The organism is Nostoc sp. GT001 (assembly GCF_030382115.1).
Lineage (GTDB): Bacteria > Cyanobacteriota > Cyanobacteriia > Cyanobacteriales > Nostocaceae > Nostoc.
In genome coordinates this window covers 3,215,957-3,233,806 of sequence record NZ_JAUDRJ010000003.1, presented here as the reverse complement: position 1 = coordinate 3,233,806, position 17,850 = coordinate 3,215,957, and the positions used below count along the sequence as shown (strand labels likewise).

General features: G+C 42.8%; 10 protein-coding genes and 1 pseudogene. 8 read left to right on the top strand and 3 right to left on the bottom strand.

Annotated elements, in window-relative coordinates; translation table 11 throughout:
• Positions 1-182 precede the first annotated feature (182 nt).
• Both QUD05_RS16855 and QUD05_RS16850 read left to right on the top strand, forming a co-directional pair.
• On the top strand, positions 183-2,609 hold the full coding sequence (locus QUD05_RS16855; protein WP_289797076.1) for a carboxypeptidase regulatory-like domain-containing protein: 2,427 nt from the start codon (positions 183-185) through the stop codon (positions 2,607-2,609).
• Positions 2,610-2,612: 3 nt separating this feature from the next.
• On the top strand, positions 2,613-2,822 hold the full coding sequence (locus tag QUD05_RS16850; RefSeq protein ID WP_289799986.1) for a carboxypeptidase-like regulatory domain-containing protein: 210 nt from the start codon (positions 2,613-2,615) through the stop codon (positions 2,820-2,822).
• Positions 2,823-3,147: 325 nt separating this feature from the next.
• Here QUD05_RS16850 and QUD05_RS16845 read toward each other — a convergent pair whose 3' ends face one another.
• The 3 genes from QUD05_RS16845 to leuC form a co-directional block, all read right to left on the bottom strand.
• Positions 3,148-4,644: a calcium-binding protein gene (locus QUD05_RS16845; protein WP_502911433.1), complete on the bottom strand. Its 1,497-nt coding sequence runs from the start codon at positions 4,642-4,644 to the stop codon at positions 3,148-3,150.
• Between the two features lie 1,012 nt (positions 4,645-5,656).
• Positions 5,657-6,265, bottom strand: a complete 609-nt coding sequence (gene leuD, locus QUD05_RS16840) for a 3-isopropylmalate dehydratase small subunit (protein WP_289797075.1) — start codon at positions 6,263-6,265, stop codon at positions 5,657-5,659.
• Positions 6,266-6,346: 81 nt separating this feature from the next.
• Entirely contained in the window at positions 6,347-7,750 is a 1,404-nt protein-coding gene (gene leuC, locus QUD05_RS16835) for a 3-isopropylmalate dehydratase large subunit (RefSeq protein ID WP_289797074.1), read from the bottom strand.
• A gap of 513 nt (positions 7,751-8,263) precedes the next feature.
• Between leuC and QUD05_RS16830 the strand changes: the two genes are divergently transcribed.
• The 6 genes and pseudogenes from QUD05_RS16830 to QUD05_RS16800 all read left to right on the top strand — a co-directional run bounded on the left by QUD05_RS16830 (position 8,264) and on the right by QUD05_RS16800 (position 17,745).
• Positions 8,264-9,613, top strand: coding sequence for a P-loop NTPase fold protein (locus QUD05_RS16830; RefSeq protein WP_289797073.1), 1,350 nt, complete (start codon positions 8,264-8,266; stop codon positions 9,611-9,613).
• A 203-nt stretch (positions 9,614-9,816) separates the two neighbouring features.
• Positions 9,817-15,230, top strand: a pseudogene (locus QUD05_RS16820) (WD40 domain-containing protein).
• A 25-nt stretch (positions 15,231-15,255) separates the two neighbouring features.
• Positions 15,256-15,870 carry a hypothetical protein gene (locus QUD05_RS16815; protein ID WP_289797070.1) on the top strand — a complete coding sequence of 205 codons (615 nt, stop codon included), beginning with the start codon at positions 15,256-15,258 and terminating at the stop codon, positions 15,868-15,870.
• A 222-nt stretch (positions 15,871-16,092) separates the two neighbouring features.
• The gene (locus QUD05_RS16810; RefSeq protein ID WP_289797069.1) at positions 16,093-16,836 is read left to right on the top strand and encodes an alpha/beta fold hydrolase; all 744 of its coding nucleotides are present in this window, start codon (positions 16,093-16,095) and stop codon (positions 16,834-16,836) included.
• 160 nt (positions 16,837-16,996) lie between these two features.
• The gene (locus QUD05_RS16805) at positions 16,997-17,242 is read left to right on the top strand and encodes a DUF433 domain-containing protein (RefSeq protein ID WP_289797068.1); all 246 of its coding nucleotides are present in this window, start codon (positions 16,997-16,999) and stop codon (positions 17,240-17,242) included.
• Entirely contained in the window at positions 17,242-17,745 is a 504-nt protein-coding gene (locus tag QUD05_RS16800; RefSeq protein WP_289797067.1) for a DUF5615 family PIN-like protein, read from the top strand. The genes QUD05_RS16805 and QUD05_RS16800 overlap by 1 nt, the downstream gene beginning before the upstream one ends.
• The last annotated feature ends 105 nt before the right edge of the window (positions 17,746-17,850 follow it).

Sequence of the window (17,850 nt, the reverse complement as noted above, 5' to 3'; positions counted from 1 at the left end):
TTCGTAATTAATAAATTCAAATTAAATCTGGCATCTTTAGCCTGATTTGGGAGAATTAGTCTGGCTGTAAAATACAGGATTAATATATATAATTTTGCCTGGTACGTGGGAATTATATGTTGTAGACACATTGCATTGCAATGTGTCTATTTTTAATAAATTTCCTGAGAAATGAAAATTTTGTGCAACTTCGCTTATTAACTATTATAAGCAAATATCTGCTAGCTGCGATCGCTATTATCTGTCAAATTACGATCGCCCCAGCGAAGGCAGATACACCTGCGATTTCAAATCTACAAACGCCCACAACTGACCAATTAGCGAAGGATTCTGAATTTAAAGTTTTTCCCGTAGGATTGAATGTAGGGAACCGCAATGTCAATCCTAGCGTTTTAGTGCGCGGTCAAGAAGATGGTTCTGAAGCAATTGATTTTGCAAATTGGCTCTTACCCTATGATGCTGTAATTCAAGGATTAAAATTAAATATTACCACTTTACCTGATGGTCAATTAGAAGTGCGATCGCCTGGTGTTGTAACTCGCATCGACCCAACAAAACTTCGCACCGATCCAGAATTAGGATTAGTCTTGACAATTCAAGATTTACAAACTCTCTTTGGCGTAACGGCAAAATTTGATATCAATGAATACGCCATAGTTTTAGATGTTCCAGGATTAGATCAATCTACTGGCAAACTAGCAGAAACGGAAACTCCGATTCAACTGGAAGGATTACCACACATTGCACCTCAAAAGTTTAGTATTGCCGCAATTGAACAGAAGGTAAATGCTAGCGGTAGTGCTACCAGATCGACAAACTATAGAGGTGATTTTCTGGCTGTTGGTAGTGCTTTTGGTGGTTCGTGGTTCATCCGCACCGATCAACCAAATTTAGAAAATCCGCAAACTTGGAATATTGCCGAAGCGCAGTTTCTGCGACAAACTAATTCAGCTGATTATTTTGTAGGTTCCCAGCCAACGTTTTGGCAGACTCAAGGAACAGGAGACTATTGGGGTTTTACATCCATTCAACGACAGGGTTTTGTACCACCTCAACCCTTCGGTGGCGGTTCTTCCGATCCTCGCCAACGGTTACAAGCAGATGCTATTGGACGGACAATTTCTGGTAAGACTGAACCAGGTACATTAGCGCGGTTGGTACAAGGTTTTGGCGATCGCGTAATTGCCGAAATTTTAGTTGATTCGTCTGGCATTTACCGCTTTGAAAATATTAAAAGCCAAAATCAATTTTTGGGCAACAATTATCGCGTCTTGCTTTATCCCCAAGGACGACTCACCGCCCAACCAGAAATTCAAGAGGCTACTTTTTCGACAGTACTAGGACAATTACCAGCAGGTGCTTCAGCATTAATCGTTTCTGGTGGGTTACGACGGGATTTTGTGGGAAATCAAAGTCTGTTGGGCAACTTTTCTGACTTTCGGGGCGGAGTTGCTGGGCGTTGGGGTTTATCAGAAAATCTGACAGTAGGCTTAGGTGGAGTGTACGACGAATCGCCTAGAGCCTTAGCAGAATTATTTTGGCGTCCGGGAAAGTTACCTTTGGAAGTAGCAGTTTCAGCACTGACGGGTAATAAGTGGGATGTGAATACAGATATTCGCTATAATCCATTTTCTACCTTGAGTGCTGCATTTATTAGCGATCGCTTGTCTAGCCGTTTTAATCTAGATTGGCGAGTTTTGCCTCAATTCACCTTATTCACTAGTACTGACACAGCTGATGCGACATCTGGCGGTATGCAAATTAACTTGAGTGGCAAAGATGTCTTTACCTTTGCCCGTGTCAGCTTAGATACTAAAAACCGCCTGCGCTGGAATTTGCTGCAACGTCTTGGGAGACTAGAATTAACGCAACGCGGTAACGAAATTGGCAGTTTGTCGGAACTAACTTACAACTTTTCTAAAAACAGCTTTTCTAATAGTGGCAACGCCCTGCTGTTAAATTATGAAACACAGAATCAAAACCGTAACGACAGCTTGCTAAGTGTGAGTTGGCGGTATCGTTCACAACAACAGGCGATTGATGGTAGTTATAGATGGGAAATACAGTTGGGTTATGGCACTGGTTCTCAGGGTAATGGACTACTAGCGACATTATCAACAACAGTTTTACCAGGTTTGCTATTACGGGCGCGCTATCAAGGAGTATCGGCAAGTTCCGATGAAGCAACTTTCAGCATAGATTTAGCTTCTAGCCTGAATTTACAAGGGGGTATTAGTCCAGGCGATCGCCGTTCTAATTATTTCCGTACACAAGGCGGACTGTCAATTAAGCCATTTTTTGACCGGAATAATAACGGCAAACAGGATAGAGGCGAGGAAGTTTATACAGATAACGCTGATTTATTGTTGACTTTGAATAATAAACCGCTGAAGTCGTTTTTACCACAAATCCAGAGCGATTGCACTTTAGTACGGATGTCTCCCGGCGTTTATCGCCTCGATCTCGATCCAGCAGGTTTACCGCCTGATTGGCAGGCTGCGGCTGAATCTTTAGCCGTTGATGTGATTGCGGGGAGTTATACCCCTGTGATGATTCCGCTAATTCGTTCTTACACGCGATCGGGGGTAATTACGGATGCTCAAGGCTAAGCGATCGCAGGCGCACGTGTAGAAGCTATACAACCAGATCGGGGGACTCGGCGTTTTTCTGTTACCAACGGTGCTGGAGTCTATTATTTAGAAGGCTTGCCACAAGGTAAATACACTCTACAAATCAACGGTAAATCTTCTGGTAGCTTAACATTGGAAGAGTCTTCTGAGGCATTCCAAGAGCTTAATTTACAACACCCGTCAATCCCCTAGGGCGTGTCATATCATGTCCGCTTGATTGCTTATTAAACCCGAAGAACCCCACCCCGCCAAAGCTGTGCTTTGTCTCCCCTCCCCGCCTGCGGGGAGGGGGTTATTTTATTATGGGTAATTTGGCGGACATGATATCATCTATAAAGAGTGTCTGCCTCCGTAACCTCATACTTCATACAAAAGAAAACTGCTGTAAAATCCTCCCCGTACTTGAAGTATGAGGAGGATTCAATTATCCCAAATTAGCAATTATCAATATTGCTAATTTGGATTTAGCTGTAAGCTTGCAGACATGCCTTAGCCTTCTATGGATTTTGAGAGATGTTTACGCAACGATCTCAAAGTTTATCGCTGATAATAATGGTGGGGCTGTGAATTGATTGTTATCGTTATCAATGTTGGCAAACAGACTACCTGTCCCAAAGCCTGGTGATGTCAAGTTTTGGTTGAAGAACAAGTTGCCAGTTCCAAGACTGTAAGTAATGAGTCCAGAGCTAGTTGCCGCTGCTGCATCATTAGCTACTATCCTAATTTGGAGCAGATTATTGAGTCCGCCAAAAGTTGTCTTATCGAGGACAATTTTATCGTTAAAGTTGCTGAAGTCAGTAATTGTATCGACACCGAGATCGGCACTATTGTACCCAACACCTGAGTTGAATACAAAGCGATCGCCACCAGCACCACCAGTCAGGATGTCATTACCTTTACCACCTCGTAATGTATCATTACCACTATCTCCATAGAGTAAGTCATTGCCAGCGCCACCATAGAGAATGTCATTACCCTCACCACCGAAGGCTCTCAACGGTGTTGTTGTACCACTACCATCCAGGAAGTCATTGCCAGCCCCACCTGTGAACCAGACTGCATTTACAGAAGTTCCTGACAAGCTGTTGACATCAAGGGTGTCATCACCCCCACCACCATTGATTTCAAACCTCTCTGCACTGTCTACAGTCAGAGTGAAGGGAACCAAGTTCAGGCGATCGAAGATTGCTCTGCCTTGAGCATCTTGTTGTAGGCGGAAGTTGTCTCCCACACCCGCGCCGTTAACTTCAACCACGTCATAGCCAGCATTACCGCTGATTCTGTCGCTACCGTCACCATTGTTCCAGATCAGGCGATCGTTACCGTTTCCACCAGTAAAGGTGTCGTTGCCACGATTTCCGAGTATGGTATCGTTCCCGTCCCCACCAGATAGAAAGTCGATACCATCACCACCTCGTAACAGGTCATTACCAGTATCACCATAGAGGTTATCATTGCCAGTACCACCTGTCAGGCTGTCATTACCCTCACCGCCGAAGGCTCTTAACGGTGTCGCTGTACCACTACCATCGAGTACATCATTTCCTGCCCCGCCTGTGAACCAGACTGCATTTACAGAAGTTCCTGAGAGGTTGTTGACATCAAGGGTGTCTTCACCTCCACCACCATTGATTTCAAACCTTTCTGCACTGTCTACAGTCAGAGTGAAAGGAACCAGGTTCAGGCGATCGAAGATTGCTCTGCCTTGAGCATCTTGTTGCAGGCGGAAGTTGTCTCCCACACCTGCGCCGTTGACCTCAACCACGTCATAGCCAGCATTACCGCTGATTCTGTCGCTACCGTCACCATTGTTCCAAATCAGGCGATCGTTGCCGTTTCCGCCAGTGAAGGTGTCGTTCCCACGATCTCCGATTAGGGTATCATTCCCGCCTCCACCAGATAGAAAGTCGATACCATCGCCACCTCGTAACAGATCGTTACCACCATTTCCAAAAAGGCTGTCATTTCCACCCAAACCATTGAAGTTATCAGAAGCAGCATTACTGATACCTATATCTGCTCCATTAGTTGGCCTCTGGGTCTGGAATCCAATTTACTGCCATGATTAATACTCCTAATTCTTAATTTCTCTAAGTGAATAATGAGTTACTAATACTTCATTTTTAATAAATGTATGGAAGTACTAGTTTCTCTCTATGAACTACAAAACTTATAGTTTTTAGCTGCTAAGTATTACTCAGAGATATTTTCTTCTTTTATGCAGAATATTGGTTTTTGTAAAACTTCTTCACTATGATTTTTATAGATAGAGTTGAATACATCCTGACTTTTTACGTCATCTGAAAAAGAAAGAGTAGCTCGTGAATGCCTTTTACAAACTAGCTTTCAACTGATTGAACGATTTTTGCTCAAGTTCAAACAAATGTAAGTAACGTTGAAAAAATGACAATATTAAATACTAAACCGTATTCGTATTGTGACTTTACTAACAGCTGCTTAATTCGTTGAGTCGTATTAATAAGTGAGTGTTTATATGAAAAATATTGTAAGTTTTGATTCAAAGAATTTATAAGTACTAGTGATTCCAACGTACCTAATAAAAATCAATTCATTCAGTTATTAACCCGGATTTTTGTTGAAATTGGAGCATTGATTTTTACATTTACTCTCAAACAAGTATTTATCTAATGAGTAAAATGTAATACTTTAATCTGATTCAATATTTTGGTTCTAGAGTTACGTAAATTCGACGGCTTATATCGTGTCCGCTGAATTGCCTATAATAAAAGAACCTCACCCTGTCCTATCGGAAGGCTTTGCATAGCAAAACCAGGGTGAGGTTTAGAAGGACTTTTGGGTAATCAGATGACTTGTGTGTACACCGTAAGCCTATTAGGGGAGAGGCCATGCTAATACGATTTGGTTAAAGACTGAGTTATTGTTAAGACGGTGATTCATCGCGTCTCTTGCCTTAACCGAACAGTATTTGGATGCCACGCAGGAATCACAAGAATTTACCGCAGTTGACATCATTCCCTGGCTGACAGTCAGGGAATGAGAAAATACTAACTCGCGGCTAAATTGCTCCAACCGACGTAGGGTAATTTTGTAGCTGTTGCCAGAACTTGGTCAGCATTCGCCACCAACTGACCGCAAGCGTCCCAAGTTCCAGAAATAAATGTGCTTCTTGTCCCTTCACCGATCGCAACTGGAGCGGTGTAATCAGCAATTTGCACTTGCAAGGTTTCCAGGTTTACTGTTACGGCAGATTGAGGATTGGCAGCAACTAAATCTTGCAGTTGTTTAACAGTCACAGCATCGGCTGTCAAACAAGGTATGCCCATTGCCACACAGTTACCAAAAAAGATTTCGGCGAAGCTTTCACCGATTAAAGCTTGGATTCCCCATTTTGCGATCGCTTGGGGTGCATGTTCTCGTGATGAACCACAGCCAAAGTTACGGTTGACTATTAAAATATTCGCCCCTTTGTATTGGGGTTGGTCAAAGGCATGTTCACCTTTGAGCGCTGTCCGGTCATCGATAAATGCGCCTTCGCCTAACCCATCAAAGGTAACGGCTTTTAAATATCGCGCAGGAATAATGCGATCGGTATCTATATCATTGCCCACTAAGGGTACACCGCGCCCTGAAACTGTTTTAACTTCACTCACCATAAACTTTATTTACCTATCATTTCAATGACAGTATGTTAATTTCTACAAATGACCAATGACAAATGACCAATGACCAAAAAATTACAGCAACTCACGCACGTCAGAGACTTCGCCTTTAATGGCAGCAGTAGCGACCATCGCCGGACTCATTAACAATGTCCGACCAGAAGAGGAACCTTGTCTGCCTTTAAAGTTGCGGTTGGAGGAAGAGGCGCTGATTTGTCTTCCTTGCAGCTTATCGGGGTTCATGGCTAGGCACATGGAACATCCTGGTTCTCGCCATTCAAATCCGGCTTCTTGAAAGATTTTATCCAGTCCTTCAGCTTCTGCTTCTTCCTTCACCCGTTCGGAACCGGGGACAACGAAGGCTTTAATTCCTTCTGCAACGTGGCGACCTTTGGCGATTTTCGCCGCTTCTCGCAAATCACTAATTCTGCCGTTGGTGCAACTACCAATAAAGCAGACATCGATTTTAGTGCCCTTTATCGGTTGACCGGGATATAAATCCATGTAGCGGTAAGCTTCTTCGGCAATAAATCGGTCTTCTTCTAGCAGTTCTTCTGGCTGAGGTACTGACTGGTTGACACCGATACCTTGACCGGGAGTAATCCCCCAAGTGACGGTAGGAGGAATTTCCGCAGCGTCGAATACAACTACATCATCGTACTGGGCATCTGCATCGCTCTTGATGGAATCCCACCAAGCTACTGCTTTATCCCAATCTGCATCTTTGGGTGCAAAATCTCTGCCTTTGAGGTAATCGTAGGTGACTCGATCGGGATTGACGTAACCGCATCTAGCACCGCCTTCGATCGCCATATTGCAGACAGTCATCCTCTCTTCCATATTCATTTGCTCAAAGGTCGTACCTGCAAATTCATAGCCATAACCCACACCACCTTTCACGCCAAGGGTGCGGATGATATGCAGGATGACATCTTTGGCGTAAACTCCAGGGTTGAGAGTACCGTTAACTTCTATTTTGCGGACTTTCAATTTTGAGAGAGCAAGGGTTTGGGAAGCGAGAACATCCCGGACTTGACTAGTTCCAATACCAAATGCGATCGCACCAAATGCCCCATGACTGGAAGTGTGACTATCTCCACAAGCGATCGTCATTCCTGGCTGAGTCAGTCCGAGTTCTGGAGCGATGACGTGAACTATACCCTGGCTACCAGAACCAATATTGTAAAAAGTTATCTTATTTTCTTGACAGTTATTTTCGAGCGCCTGAATCATTTCCTCTGCCAAGCTATCGGCAAAGGGACGCGCCTGGTTTTCTGTGGGCACAATGTGATCGACCGTGGCCACAGTCCGCTCTGGAAACAGTACTTTTAGACCCCTCTCGCGTAACATAGCAAAAGCCTGGGGACTGGTGACTTCATGAATTAGGTGAAGCCCGATAAATAGTTGCGTCAGCCCTGAGGGAAGTGTACCAACGGTGTGTAAGTCCCAAACTTTATCAAACAGGGTACCTTTGCTCATACGTCAATCAATATTTAAAGAGTCCGGTCTTAAATAGTATCAAAAAATAGTCTGGGTTTTTGCAGATAACTTAAATATTGTTAAACGCAGAGGGGAGGCAGCGCACATTGGTGTCAACTTAACGCGAAACCGCACGTCCGCCAGGGATTGTAAATCCCTGTCTCATAGCTAAAGTCATCTGAAGATGACTAGATATCCCCAAAAATATTCAGTCTACTGAAGTAGACTTTAGCTATGAGCCAGAGAATTCATTCTCTGGCGGGTTATGAAGCCCGTAGCGCAGCTATTTCTAGCTTAAGTTGACACCAATGGGCAGCGTGTTGCGGGGGTTCCCTCCGTTGTAGCGACTGCCGTCGCACAGAGGTACGCAGAGAATTCTTGATGTGATTGGATCGCATTTGAGGTAGTAAATGCGAAAATTCTCCGAAATATTGAGATGCAAAGATGTAAATAACTTTATCCTTTTCCACAAGGATATGTTAAGACAATACCAGATTATTGCACTACCAGGTTATGTCCATAGATTTACGGGAATTTTATCAGGCTAGCGATCCCAGCAGAACTCTGTTTGTCAACAATAGCTCTGATGGCAAGTATTATATAGATTTTTCCTCGGTACGAGGTGGTGATATTCTGGGCAAGCTGAAGCAGAAGATTACTTTTTTTAAGCCGAATGAACCCACTTGTACTTTATTTACTGGGCATATTGGTTGTGGTAAATCGACAGAACTATTACGGTTACAGGCAGAACTGGAAAAGTTAGGTTTTCATGTGGTCTATTTTGAGTCTAGTGATGACTTGGAAATGACTGATGTCGATATTGCTGATGTGCTGCTAGCGATCGCTCGGCGGGTGAGTCAAAGTCTGGATAAAATTACCCTAGAGGAACCCAACAAGTTTAATGAGTTGCTGCAAGGTGCTTGGAAGGTATTAAACTCCGAGGTGACGGCGGGAAAAGTTAAGCTTCCGGTGCTTGGTGATGTGGGTTTATCGGCAGATAAAGAAAAGTTTTCTCTGTCTGTAGGGATTGGGGAAATCACCGCGAAGATGAAAAATGACCCAACACTGCGAGAAAAACTTAATCAGTATTTAGCACCGCAAAAAACTAAGTTGCTGGAAGCGATTAATCAAGAATTATTGGAACCTGCGATCGCTAAACTCAAACAGCAAGGTAAAAATGGTCTGGTGGTAATTGTCGATAATCTTGACCGCATAGATAATCGTGCCAAACCTTGGGGTCGTCCGCAACAGGAATATTTATTTGTCGATCAGGGTGAGTTTTTGACGAAGCTGAATTGTCATCTCATCTACACCATGCCTTTGTCGTTGAAGTTTTCCAATGATTACGGAATGCTGACTCAGCGTTTCCCAGAAGACCCCAAGGTGTTACCAATGGTTCCTGTGCAATGGTCTGATGGCAGTGTTCATACACAGGGAATGTCACTCATGCAGCAGATGGTACTGGCTAGAGCTTTTCCTGACTTGACACCAGAGGAGCGTTTAAATAAAGTTACCGAGATTTTTGATAATGCTACTAGCTTAGAACGCTTGTGTCAAATGAGCGGTGGTCATGTGCGGGACGTGCTGAGGCTGCTGAATACCTGGATTATGGAAGAGATGAGTCTTCCCCTAACCCGTGAAACCTTAGAGCAAGTTATTCGTTCTCGGCGGAATGAAATCATGTTACCGATTTCTGAGGATGAGTGGCAATTGTTACGTCATGTCAAAGAAAGGAAAAAGGTGAGTGATGACCACGGATATCAAAAACTGATCCGCAGTCGGTTTGTGTTTGAATATCGGGATGGTGGCGAGTCTTGGTTTGATGTTAATCCCGTTTTGGCAGAAGCAAGGGAGTTGCAGTAAGGTATCTTTCGCTTATCCACTCACCCGCCTGGGAATAAATTCCGAGGCTAATAGCTAAAGTCCTCTCAAGAGGACTAATAATTCTTTCCAGTCCACTAAAGTGGACTTCAGCTATTAGCCTTGTACTTGAGTGCAAGGCGGGATATGTTGACTCAACGTCAAAACATATAGTAAAAATTCGCACCTGAAAAGCACATCAACTTATGGCAGACTCGCAATCACCAGAAGATGACCATGTAAACAACGAGCGCTCTCTGAAACAATTAGCTTGGGCGATTGAATCCTCTGTGGGACAGTTTAAGCTGATATTGGCACGGTGTAATTATGCTAGCTTGCGCGATCGCTTAATCTCTAAATTGCAAGAAATTTGCCAAGTCGAAATTCGTATCTTGGCAGTGCAGGAATCAAACAGAACTCTTTATACTACCATTCAGGAAGAATTCGGCGAAGAAATACCAGCCTGTGTGATGGTTGTGGGTTTGGAATCAGTGCAGAATTTATCTGTGATGTTAACTTCTGCGAATCAGGTGCGGGAGGAGTTTCGCAAGAATTTTGCTTTTCCCTTAGTGTTGTGGATTGACGATGAAATCTACAAGCAACTAATACAGCTTGCACCAGATTTGGAAAGTTGGGCAACTACGAGAAATTTTGATATATCAACCCAACAATTAGTAGATTTTATTATTGAAACAGCTAATCAGTGGTTTAGTAATAACTTAAAATTTAGCTTCGATGTATATATTAAGCTGGAAAATGAATTAGAAGCGGCGCAAAGATATTTACTCAACAAGCCAGATGTTTATAATTTACAAATTCAAGCTAACTTAGAATCTCTCTTAGGTTTTGTTAAACAGATAAACAATCAGAAAGATTCGGCACTACAACATTATCACAAAGCTTATAAGCTCTGGCAACAAAGTTATAATTTAGAAAGACAGGTAAAAATCCTCGCTGAGATTAGCTTTTGCTATTATCTCAAAGCTTTGAAGCATCAAGATATCAATTCTCAAGACTGGCAGACAACTTGGCATTATCTTCAAGAGTATATAAATTTTATTAGCCAGTTTAAAAGTCCAGATTTAATTGCTAGTTCAGTAGTTAAATTTGGTGATATTTTGCGAGACTTGAAAAAGTGGGAAATATTACATAGTCTTTCAGAACAAGCTTTATTAATCCATCAAAATAACAAGCAGCCAAGGGAAATAGCCAAAGATTATGGTTTTTTAGCTGAGGTGGCTTTAGCTCAAAAAAACTGGGTTAAAGCAAATCAGTTAGTTAAACAAGCATTAGAAGTTTTTGCTACGATTCCAGATTTGGAATCAGCTAATATATCAGGGATTTTATCTGATATTTCCGAAAGGGTTTTAAAATCAAAAGACTTGAGCTTGTATCGATTTATTCTAGGTCGTTCTCAATACCATCTCGGTCAAATTCAAGAGGCAACCCTCAGCTTAGAAACTGCTAAAGATGTGGGTAATCCCCTAGAAGATGTCAGGCTTTACTTGGATATTCTCAGATTTTTGCAGCAGCTTTATTTTGAACAGAAAAAATATCTCAAAGCATACAAAATTAAACAGCAGCGGCGTTCCATTGAACAGCAATTTGGCTTGCGGGCTTTTATTGGTGCGGGTAGGTTAGAAGCAACAAAACAGGCATTTGTAGAGACATTGCGCTCAAACTCTCCCCAAGGAAATATTGCCCCAGAAATTGCTGCATCTGGTCGTCTTTTGGATGTAGAACGTTTAATTGAACGCATGGGTCGCCCTGATTATAAGTTGATAGTAATTCATGGGCAATCGGGTGTAGGCAAAAGTTCCCTGGTAAATGCGGGACTAATGCCAGCTTTAAAGAATAAAGCAATCGGCACTCAAGATTATTTGCCTAGGTGGTAATGCGCGTTTACACCAACTGGGTGGAAGAGTTGGGGAGGCTTTTGGGAGGAACTGGAGAATGGGGAGAGTTAGAACCTCAACTTTCAGCCTCAGAACTCGGAACTTCAACCTCGGAACTCGGAACTTCAACCTCGGAACTCGGAACTTCAACCTCGGAACTCAAAACTTCCGCTTCAGAACCTCAACGTTCGACCTCAGAACTCCAAACTTCGACCACTGAACTCAAAACTTCGACCTCGGAACTCAAAACTTCGACCCCTGAACTCAAAATTTCAGCCTCAGAACTCGGAACTTCGACCTCAGAACTTAAAACTTCGACCTCCAATACTCAAAATCCCCACTCCTCACTCCTAACTCCTAACTTCCTAATCACCCAACTGCGCAAAAACGAACAGCGTAACCTCCGCACAGTGCTAATTTTTGATCAATTTGAGGAATTTTTCTTTGTTTACACCGAACCTGCACAAAGAAAGCAATTCTTTGAGTTTTTGGGAGAGTGTTTGAATGTTCTATCGGTGAAAGTTATCTTATCGCTGCGGGTGGATTACATTCATTACTTGCTGGAGTGCAATGATTTGTCCAGTCTCAAGATTATTGGCAATGACATTCTCAGTAATAATGTGCTTTACAAGTTGGGGAATTTTTCACCTGCTGATACAAAGTCAATTATTCAGCGTTTAACTGAAAATACTAGTTTTCGTTTAGAATCAGCTTTAGTTGAACAACTGGTACAAGATTTAGCCAGAGAATTGGGTGAAGTTCGTCCTATTGAGTTGCAGGTTGTGGGGGCGCAACTGCAAACGGAGAATATTACAACTCTGGCAGAATATCGGCAGCGTGGTACTAAGGACGAATTGGTTAAACGTTATTTGCATGAAGTTGTTAATGATTGCGGTGTTGAGAATCAGCAAGCAGCAGACATATTACTCTATTTGCTGACCGATGAAAAAGGAACTCGCCCTCTAAAGACTCGCGCTGAGTTGGAACGCGATTTGCTCCCGTACTTCTTCGAGATTGCCCCAATCCCTCTTAAAAAAGGGGGCTTTATTCTTTTTACATCTTTTTTAAGGCGATCGCAGCAGGCAAAAGTAAGTCTGAGCCGCGGCTTTCGTCGCTCAGAACTTCAGGGAGGGTCAGAAGCTAGGGAGAAACAAGCTTCTGAAATAAGTCAATTAGATTTAGTGTTAGAAATTTTTGTTCAATCCGGCTTAGTGGTTTTGCTACCAGAAAACCCGGCTGACCATTATCAACTGGTACATGACTACATTGCCGCCTTTATCCGCCAGCAACAAGAACCGAAGTTAAAGCAGGTAATGGCAGAACTGGAAAAGGAACGAAAACAAAGAAAACTGAGTGAAGCGAAACTAAATAACTTTCTCAAACGCGCCCTTTTTAGTTCCATCTCCGCAGGTTTAGGATTTGCTGGGTTGGCAGTGGTAACATTCCAGTGGACAGTAGAGGCAAATGTTCAGCTAATTAACGCCATCAATAACTCTTCTGAAGCCTTTTTTGCCTCTGGACAATATTCAGATGCTTTAATAACAGCCTTAAAGGCAAGTAATAAACTCAAGCATACAATTTGGGCACAGCACAGAAGCGATACCCGAATGCAAACTGTAGCAACTTTACGGCAAGCAGTTTACTTACAGCCAAATGAGAAGAAAGAAAACCGTCCTATAGAGGTAAATACTTTAGAAGGTCATAGCAATGGGGTCATTAGCGTCGCATTCAGTCCCAATAGACAACAGTTAGCTTCTGCCAGTTATGACAAAACTATCAAAATCTGGGATGTCGGCAGTGGTAAACTCATAAAAACCTTAACTGGTCATAGCGAGTCTGTCTATAGCGTGGTCTACAGCCCTAATGGACAACAGTTAGCTTCTGCTAGTACTGACAAGACCATCAAAATCTGGGATGTTAGTAGCGGCAAACTCCTCAAAACTCTGACTGGTCATAGCAATTCGGTCATTAGCGTAGTCTACAGCCCCAATGGACAACAGTTAGCTTCTGCTGGTGATGACAAGACCATCAAAATCTGGGATGTTAGTAGCGGCAAACTCCTCAAAACCCTGACTGGTCATAGCAGTGAGGTCGTTAGCGTGGTCTACAGCCCTAATCGACAACAGTTAGCTTCTGCTAGTTATGACAAGACCATCAAAATCTGGGATGTCACTAGCGGCAAACTCCTCAAAACCCTGACTGGTCATAGCGATTTGGTCAGTAGCGTGGTCTACAGCCCCAATGGACAACAATTAGCTTCTGCTAGTTATGACAAGACCATCAAAATCTGGGATGTCACTAGCGGCAAACTCCTCAAACCCCTGACTGGTCATAGTATTTGGGTCAATAGCATTGCCTACAGCCCCAATGGACAACAGTTAGCTTCTGCTAGTGCTGACAAGACCATCAAAATCTGGGATGTCAGCAGAGGCAAACTCCTCCAAACTCTGACTGGTCATAGCAATGCGGTTAGTCGTGTGGTCTATAGCCCCAATGGACAACAGTTAGCTTCCGCTAGTCTTGACAACAACACTATCAAAATCTGGGATGTCAGCAGAGGTCAACCCCTCAAAATGCTTACTGGTCATAGCAATTCGGTCATTAGCGTAGTCTACAGCCCCAATGGACAACAGTTAGCTTCCGCTAGTTATGACAAGACCATCAAAATCTGGGATGTCAGCAGTGGTCAACTTCTCAAATCTCTGACTGGTCATAGCGATTTGGTCAGTAGCGTGGTGTATAGCCCCAATGGACAACAGTTAGCTTCTGCTAGTTATGACAAGACCATCAAAATCTGGGATGTCACTAGCAGCAAACTCCTCCAAACTTTGACTGATCATAGCAATTCGGTCATTAGTGTGGTCTACAGTCCCAATGAACAACAGTTAGCTTCTGCTAGTCTTGACAAGACTATCAAAATCTGGGATGTCAGCAGTGGTAAACTCCTCAAATCACTCACTGGTCATAGCAGTGCTGTCTTTAGCGTGGTCTACAGTCCCAATGGACAACAGTTAGCTTCTGCTAGTGATGACAAGACTATCAAAATCTGGGATGTCAGCAGTGGTAAACTCCTCAAAACGCTGACTGGTCATGGCAGTGCGGTCAATAGCGTCGCCTACAACCCCAATGGACAACAGTTAGCTTCTGCTAGTGATGACAATACCATCAAAATCTGGGATGTCAGCAGTGGTCAACTCCTCAAAACGCTGACTGGTCATATTGGTTGGGTCAATAGCGTGGTCTTCAGTACCAATGGACAACAGTTAGCTTCTGCTAGTGATGACAAGACCATCAAAATCTGGGATGTCAGCAGTGGTCAACTTCTCAAATCTCTGACTGGTCATAGTAATGTAGTCGAGAGTGTGGTTTACAGCCCCAATGGACAACAGTTAACTTCTGCTAGTGCTGACAAAACAATAATTTTATGGGATTTGGATTTCGATAATTTATTACACAGTGGTTGCAACTTGCTGAATAATTACTTCATTGGCCATCCAGAAGTGTTAGAAGAGTTGCAATCATGCCAAACTCCATCTCGTTTGGCGCAAGGTGCTACAGTATTAGTCATCCAAGGTGAGAAGTTAGCACGAAATGATGATATTAATGGCGCTGTTGAAAAGTTCAACAAAGCACAGCATTGGGATAATAAATTAAAGTTTGATTCCCAGGCGAGGGCGAAAGAGTTGGCGAATAAAGTTAAAGGTGACAAGGGGACATTACCCTAATGATAGATAATCACAAGGCAAAAGGATGGCATACAGCGATTTTAGTCTCGCCAAGGTGAAAAAGAGTTTTGATTTAACACTCGATGAAACTCGGAATTTATTTGCTGATACAAAACCTGTTACACCATCAGAAACACTCAGAACAATTTTAATAGATTACATCCCTTTAGCAACTGCAATTTCAACCGAAAAAGCAAGGTCAGAGTTTTTAATTGCACCAATTATTGCAGAGATCAGACGATTATTAAATAATAAAATCTCCCTATTTTCGGGAAATGAATTTAATGTTGATGCAACTCAAGGCTTGCAAGGTTTTTGCAATTACATCATCAGCCATTCCCAAGAACAATTATTTATTTCTGCTCCGGTAATGTTTATTTTTGAAGCAAAAAAAGAAGATATTATCGGCGGTCTGGGTCAATGCGTAGCGGCAATGATTGCAGCGCAGCTGTTCAATCAAAATCAAGGCAATGAATTTGGGCGAATTTATGGCTCGGTTACTAGCGGAACTAACTGGAAGTTTTTATTTTTAGAAGGGACGACTGTTTATATAGATTCGACTGAGTATTATATTAAAGAAGTTGATAAAATTTTGGGTATTTTATTGCAACCTTTTCAGGCTGTTTTAACTGCTGTTTGAATATATAGCAGGTGTTGATGTAACTTACCTGGTCAAGTTTGAAAATTTGCTAAAAAATAAGATAAGTTAAACAACTCGTTCACCATTAAGTATCTAGGCATAAGTTTGTAGTAAGGACTTTAGTCCTGATAATCCTTGCTCTGAGCGATAAATCGCTCACTACAAACTAGGAGTTTATTTTATATTTAATTATGTCTACCTACTTACCACTATTCGATTGATATGAGTCTATATTGTCTAGTTCACGGTGCTTTCCAAGCCACTTGGTGTTGGGATTTGCTAATTCCATACTTAGAAGCGCAGGGTCACAAAACCGTAGCAATGGATTTGCCAATTGAAAATGCATCTGCTACTTTGTCCCAATTTGCAGATGTAGTAATTCAAGCGCTGCCAAAAACTGATGATGATATTGTCCTAGTCGGTCACTCAATGGCTGGTACTATAATTCCCTTGGTTGCAGAAGCGGTAAAAGTGCGTCAACTAGTGTTTGTGGCGGCGCTACTTCCATATCCTGGAGTCAGTACACTCGACCAGTTTTCTCATCGTCTTGATTCTGATATGCTCAAATCATTCAATTACCAGCCAAAAGAGCTAAGTAAACTCGAACAGTTCCACGATGAGCCTGATATTTATGAACCAGCTTCCGTAGGTAAAGATTATTCAGACGAAGCAGTATTAAGGGAGTTTTTTTTTCATGATTGTCAACCAGATGTAGCACAGTGGGCAATCTCGAAAAGTCGTTCGCAACAATCTATGGCATATATATTTGAAACAAATCCTCTAAAAGCTTTGCCAGATGTTGAACGTAAATATATTGTTTGTACCAATGACCGAATAATATCTCCTACATGGTCACGCTACGCCGCACGCAAGCGTTTAGGAGTCGATGCCATTGAACTACCTTCTGGACATTGCCCACACCTGTCTCGTCCTGACCTTCTGGCTTCAGTATTAACTAGTGATTAATTGTTTGAGTTTGGGTCAATTGTTGCCATAGCAAAGTTATTTTCCAACTGCTGCATTTTTGACGAATCTGATAAAAATGCAGAATATCTTACTGGTGCGTTGGCGCAACCCGCCGTAGGTATCGCTCATAATAAATGAAGCCCGATAAAGGTAAACTGGTATGGATTGGAGAACTTATATTCATTCAGACCCGAAAATTCTCCTTAGAAAGCCTGTCGTCAAAGGAACGCGGCTATCTGTGGAATTCATATTAGGGTTGTTTGCCGAAGGTTGGACAGAACAGCAAGTTACAGAAAGCTATCCAACTCTCAGCGCTCCTGCAATCCAAGCTGTGTTCGCATTTGCCGCGGAGTGTCTCAAAGAGGATGTATTCTACACACCATTGCTGTCTATTGAGGCCAAGTAATGCGGTTTCTGGCGAATGAGAACTTTCCACTTCCCAGTGTGCGGCTGCTACGGCAAGCGGGCTATGATGTTGCCTCGGTGACAGAGGATTGTCCAGGTATTGAAGATACCGAGGTTTTGAATCGTGCCGCTAATGAGCAACGGGTGATTTTAAGGTTTTATCGCGACTATGGCGAACTCATCTATCGCTTAAGATTACCATCACCAACGGGTGTGATTTATCTGCGGTTTCGCCCCCATATTCCAGAGGAGCCAGCCACACTATTGTTAAATTTAGGGATCTGCGGGTTAATAGTGTCCCAGCCAGGAGGGTTTCGACCTTCGATTGCGCTCAGTGCATCGCTGCGCTCAACCCTCAGATGTCGAGAGTTGAGCGCAGTCGAAACTCGGTTTATTGGTACTTTATTTTCACTCAAGTCCTTACTAGAGATAGAAGGATTGCAATTTGAGGAGCAGTTCACGGTATTAGAGCGCGATCAGATTCGTCAGCGTCCTCTGCCATAATTAAGGAATACCACAAATCTAAAAAGGCTAGAAACTGCATTTAAGCTGTCTCTAGCCTTAATTTACTGAATGGGCAGTACCAGACTCGAACTGATGACATCCTGC

Excerpts from the sequence above, each read along its gene's own strand:
- QUD05_RS16805 (WP_289797068.1), top strand. The coding sequence starts at position 16,997 with ATGGATTGGAGAACTTATATTCATTCAGACCCGAAAATTCTCCTTAGA.
- QUD05_RS16830 (WP_289797073.1), top strand. The coding sequence starts at position 8,264 with ATGTCCATAGATTTACGGGAATTTTATCAGGCTAGCGATCCCAGCAGA.
- QUD05_RS16810 (WP_289797069.1), top strand. The coding sequence starts at position 16,093 with ATGAGTCTATATTGTCTAGTTCACGGTGCTTTCCAAGCCACTTGGTGT.
- leuC (WP_289797074.1), bottom strand. The coding sequence starts at position 7,750 with ATGAGCAAAGGTACCCTGTTTGATAAAGTTTGGGACTTACACACCGTT.
- QUD05_RS16815 (WP_289797070.1), top strand. The coding sequence starts at position 15,256 with ATGGCATACAGCGATTTTAGTCTCGCCAAGGTGAAAAAGAGTTTTGAT.
- QUD05_RS16800 (WP_289797067.1), top strand. The coding sequence starts at position 17,242 with ATGCGGTTTCTGGCGAATGAGAACTTTCCACTTCCCAGTGTGCGGCTG.
- leuD (WP_289797075.1), bottom strand. The coding sequence starts at position 6,265 with ATGGTGAGTGAAGTTAAAACAGTTTCAGGGCGCGGTGTACCCTTAGTG.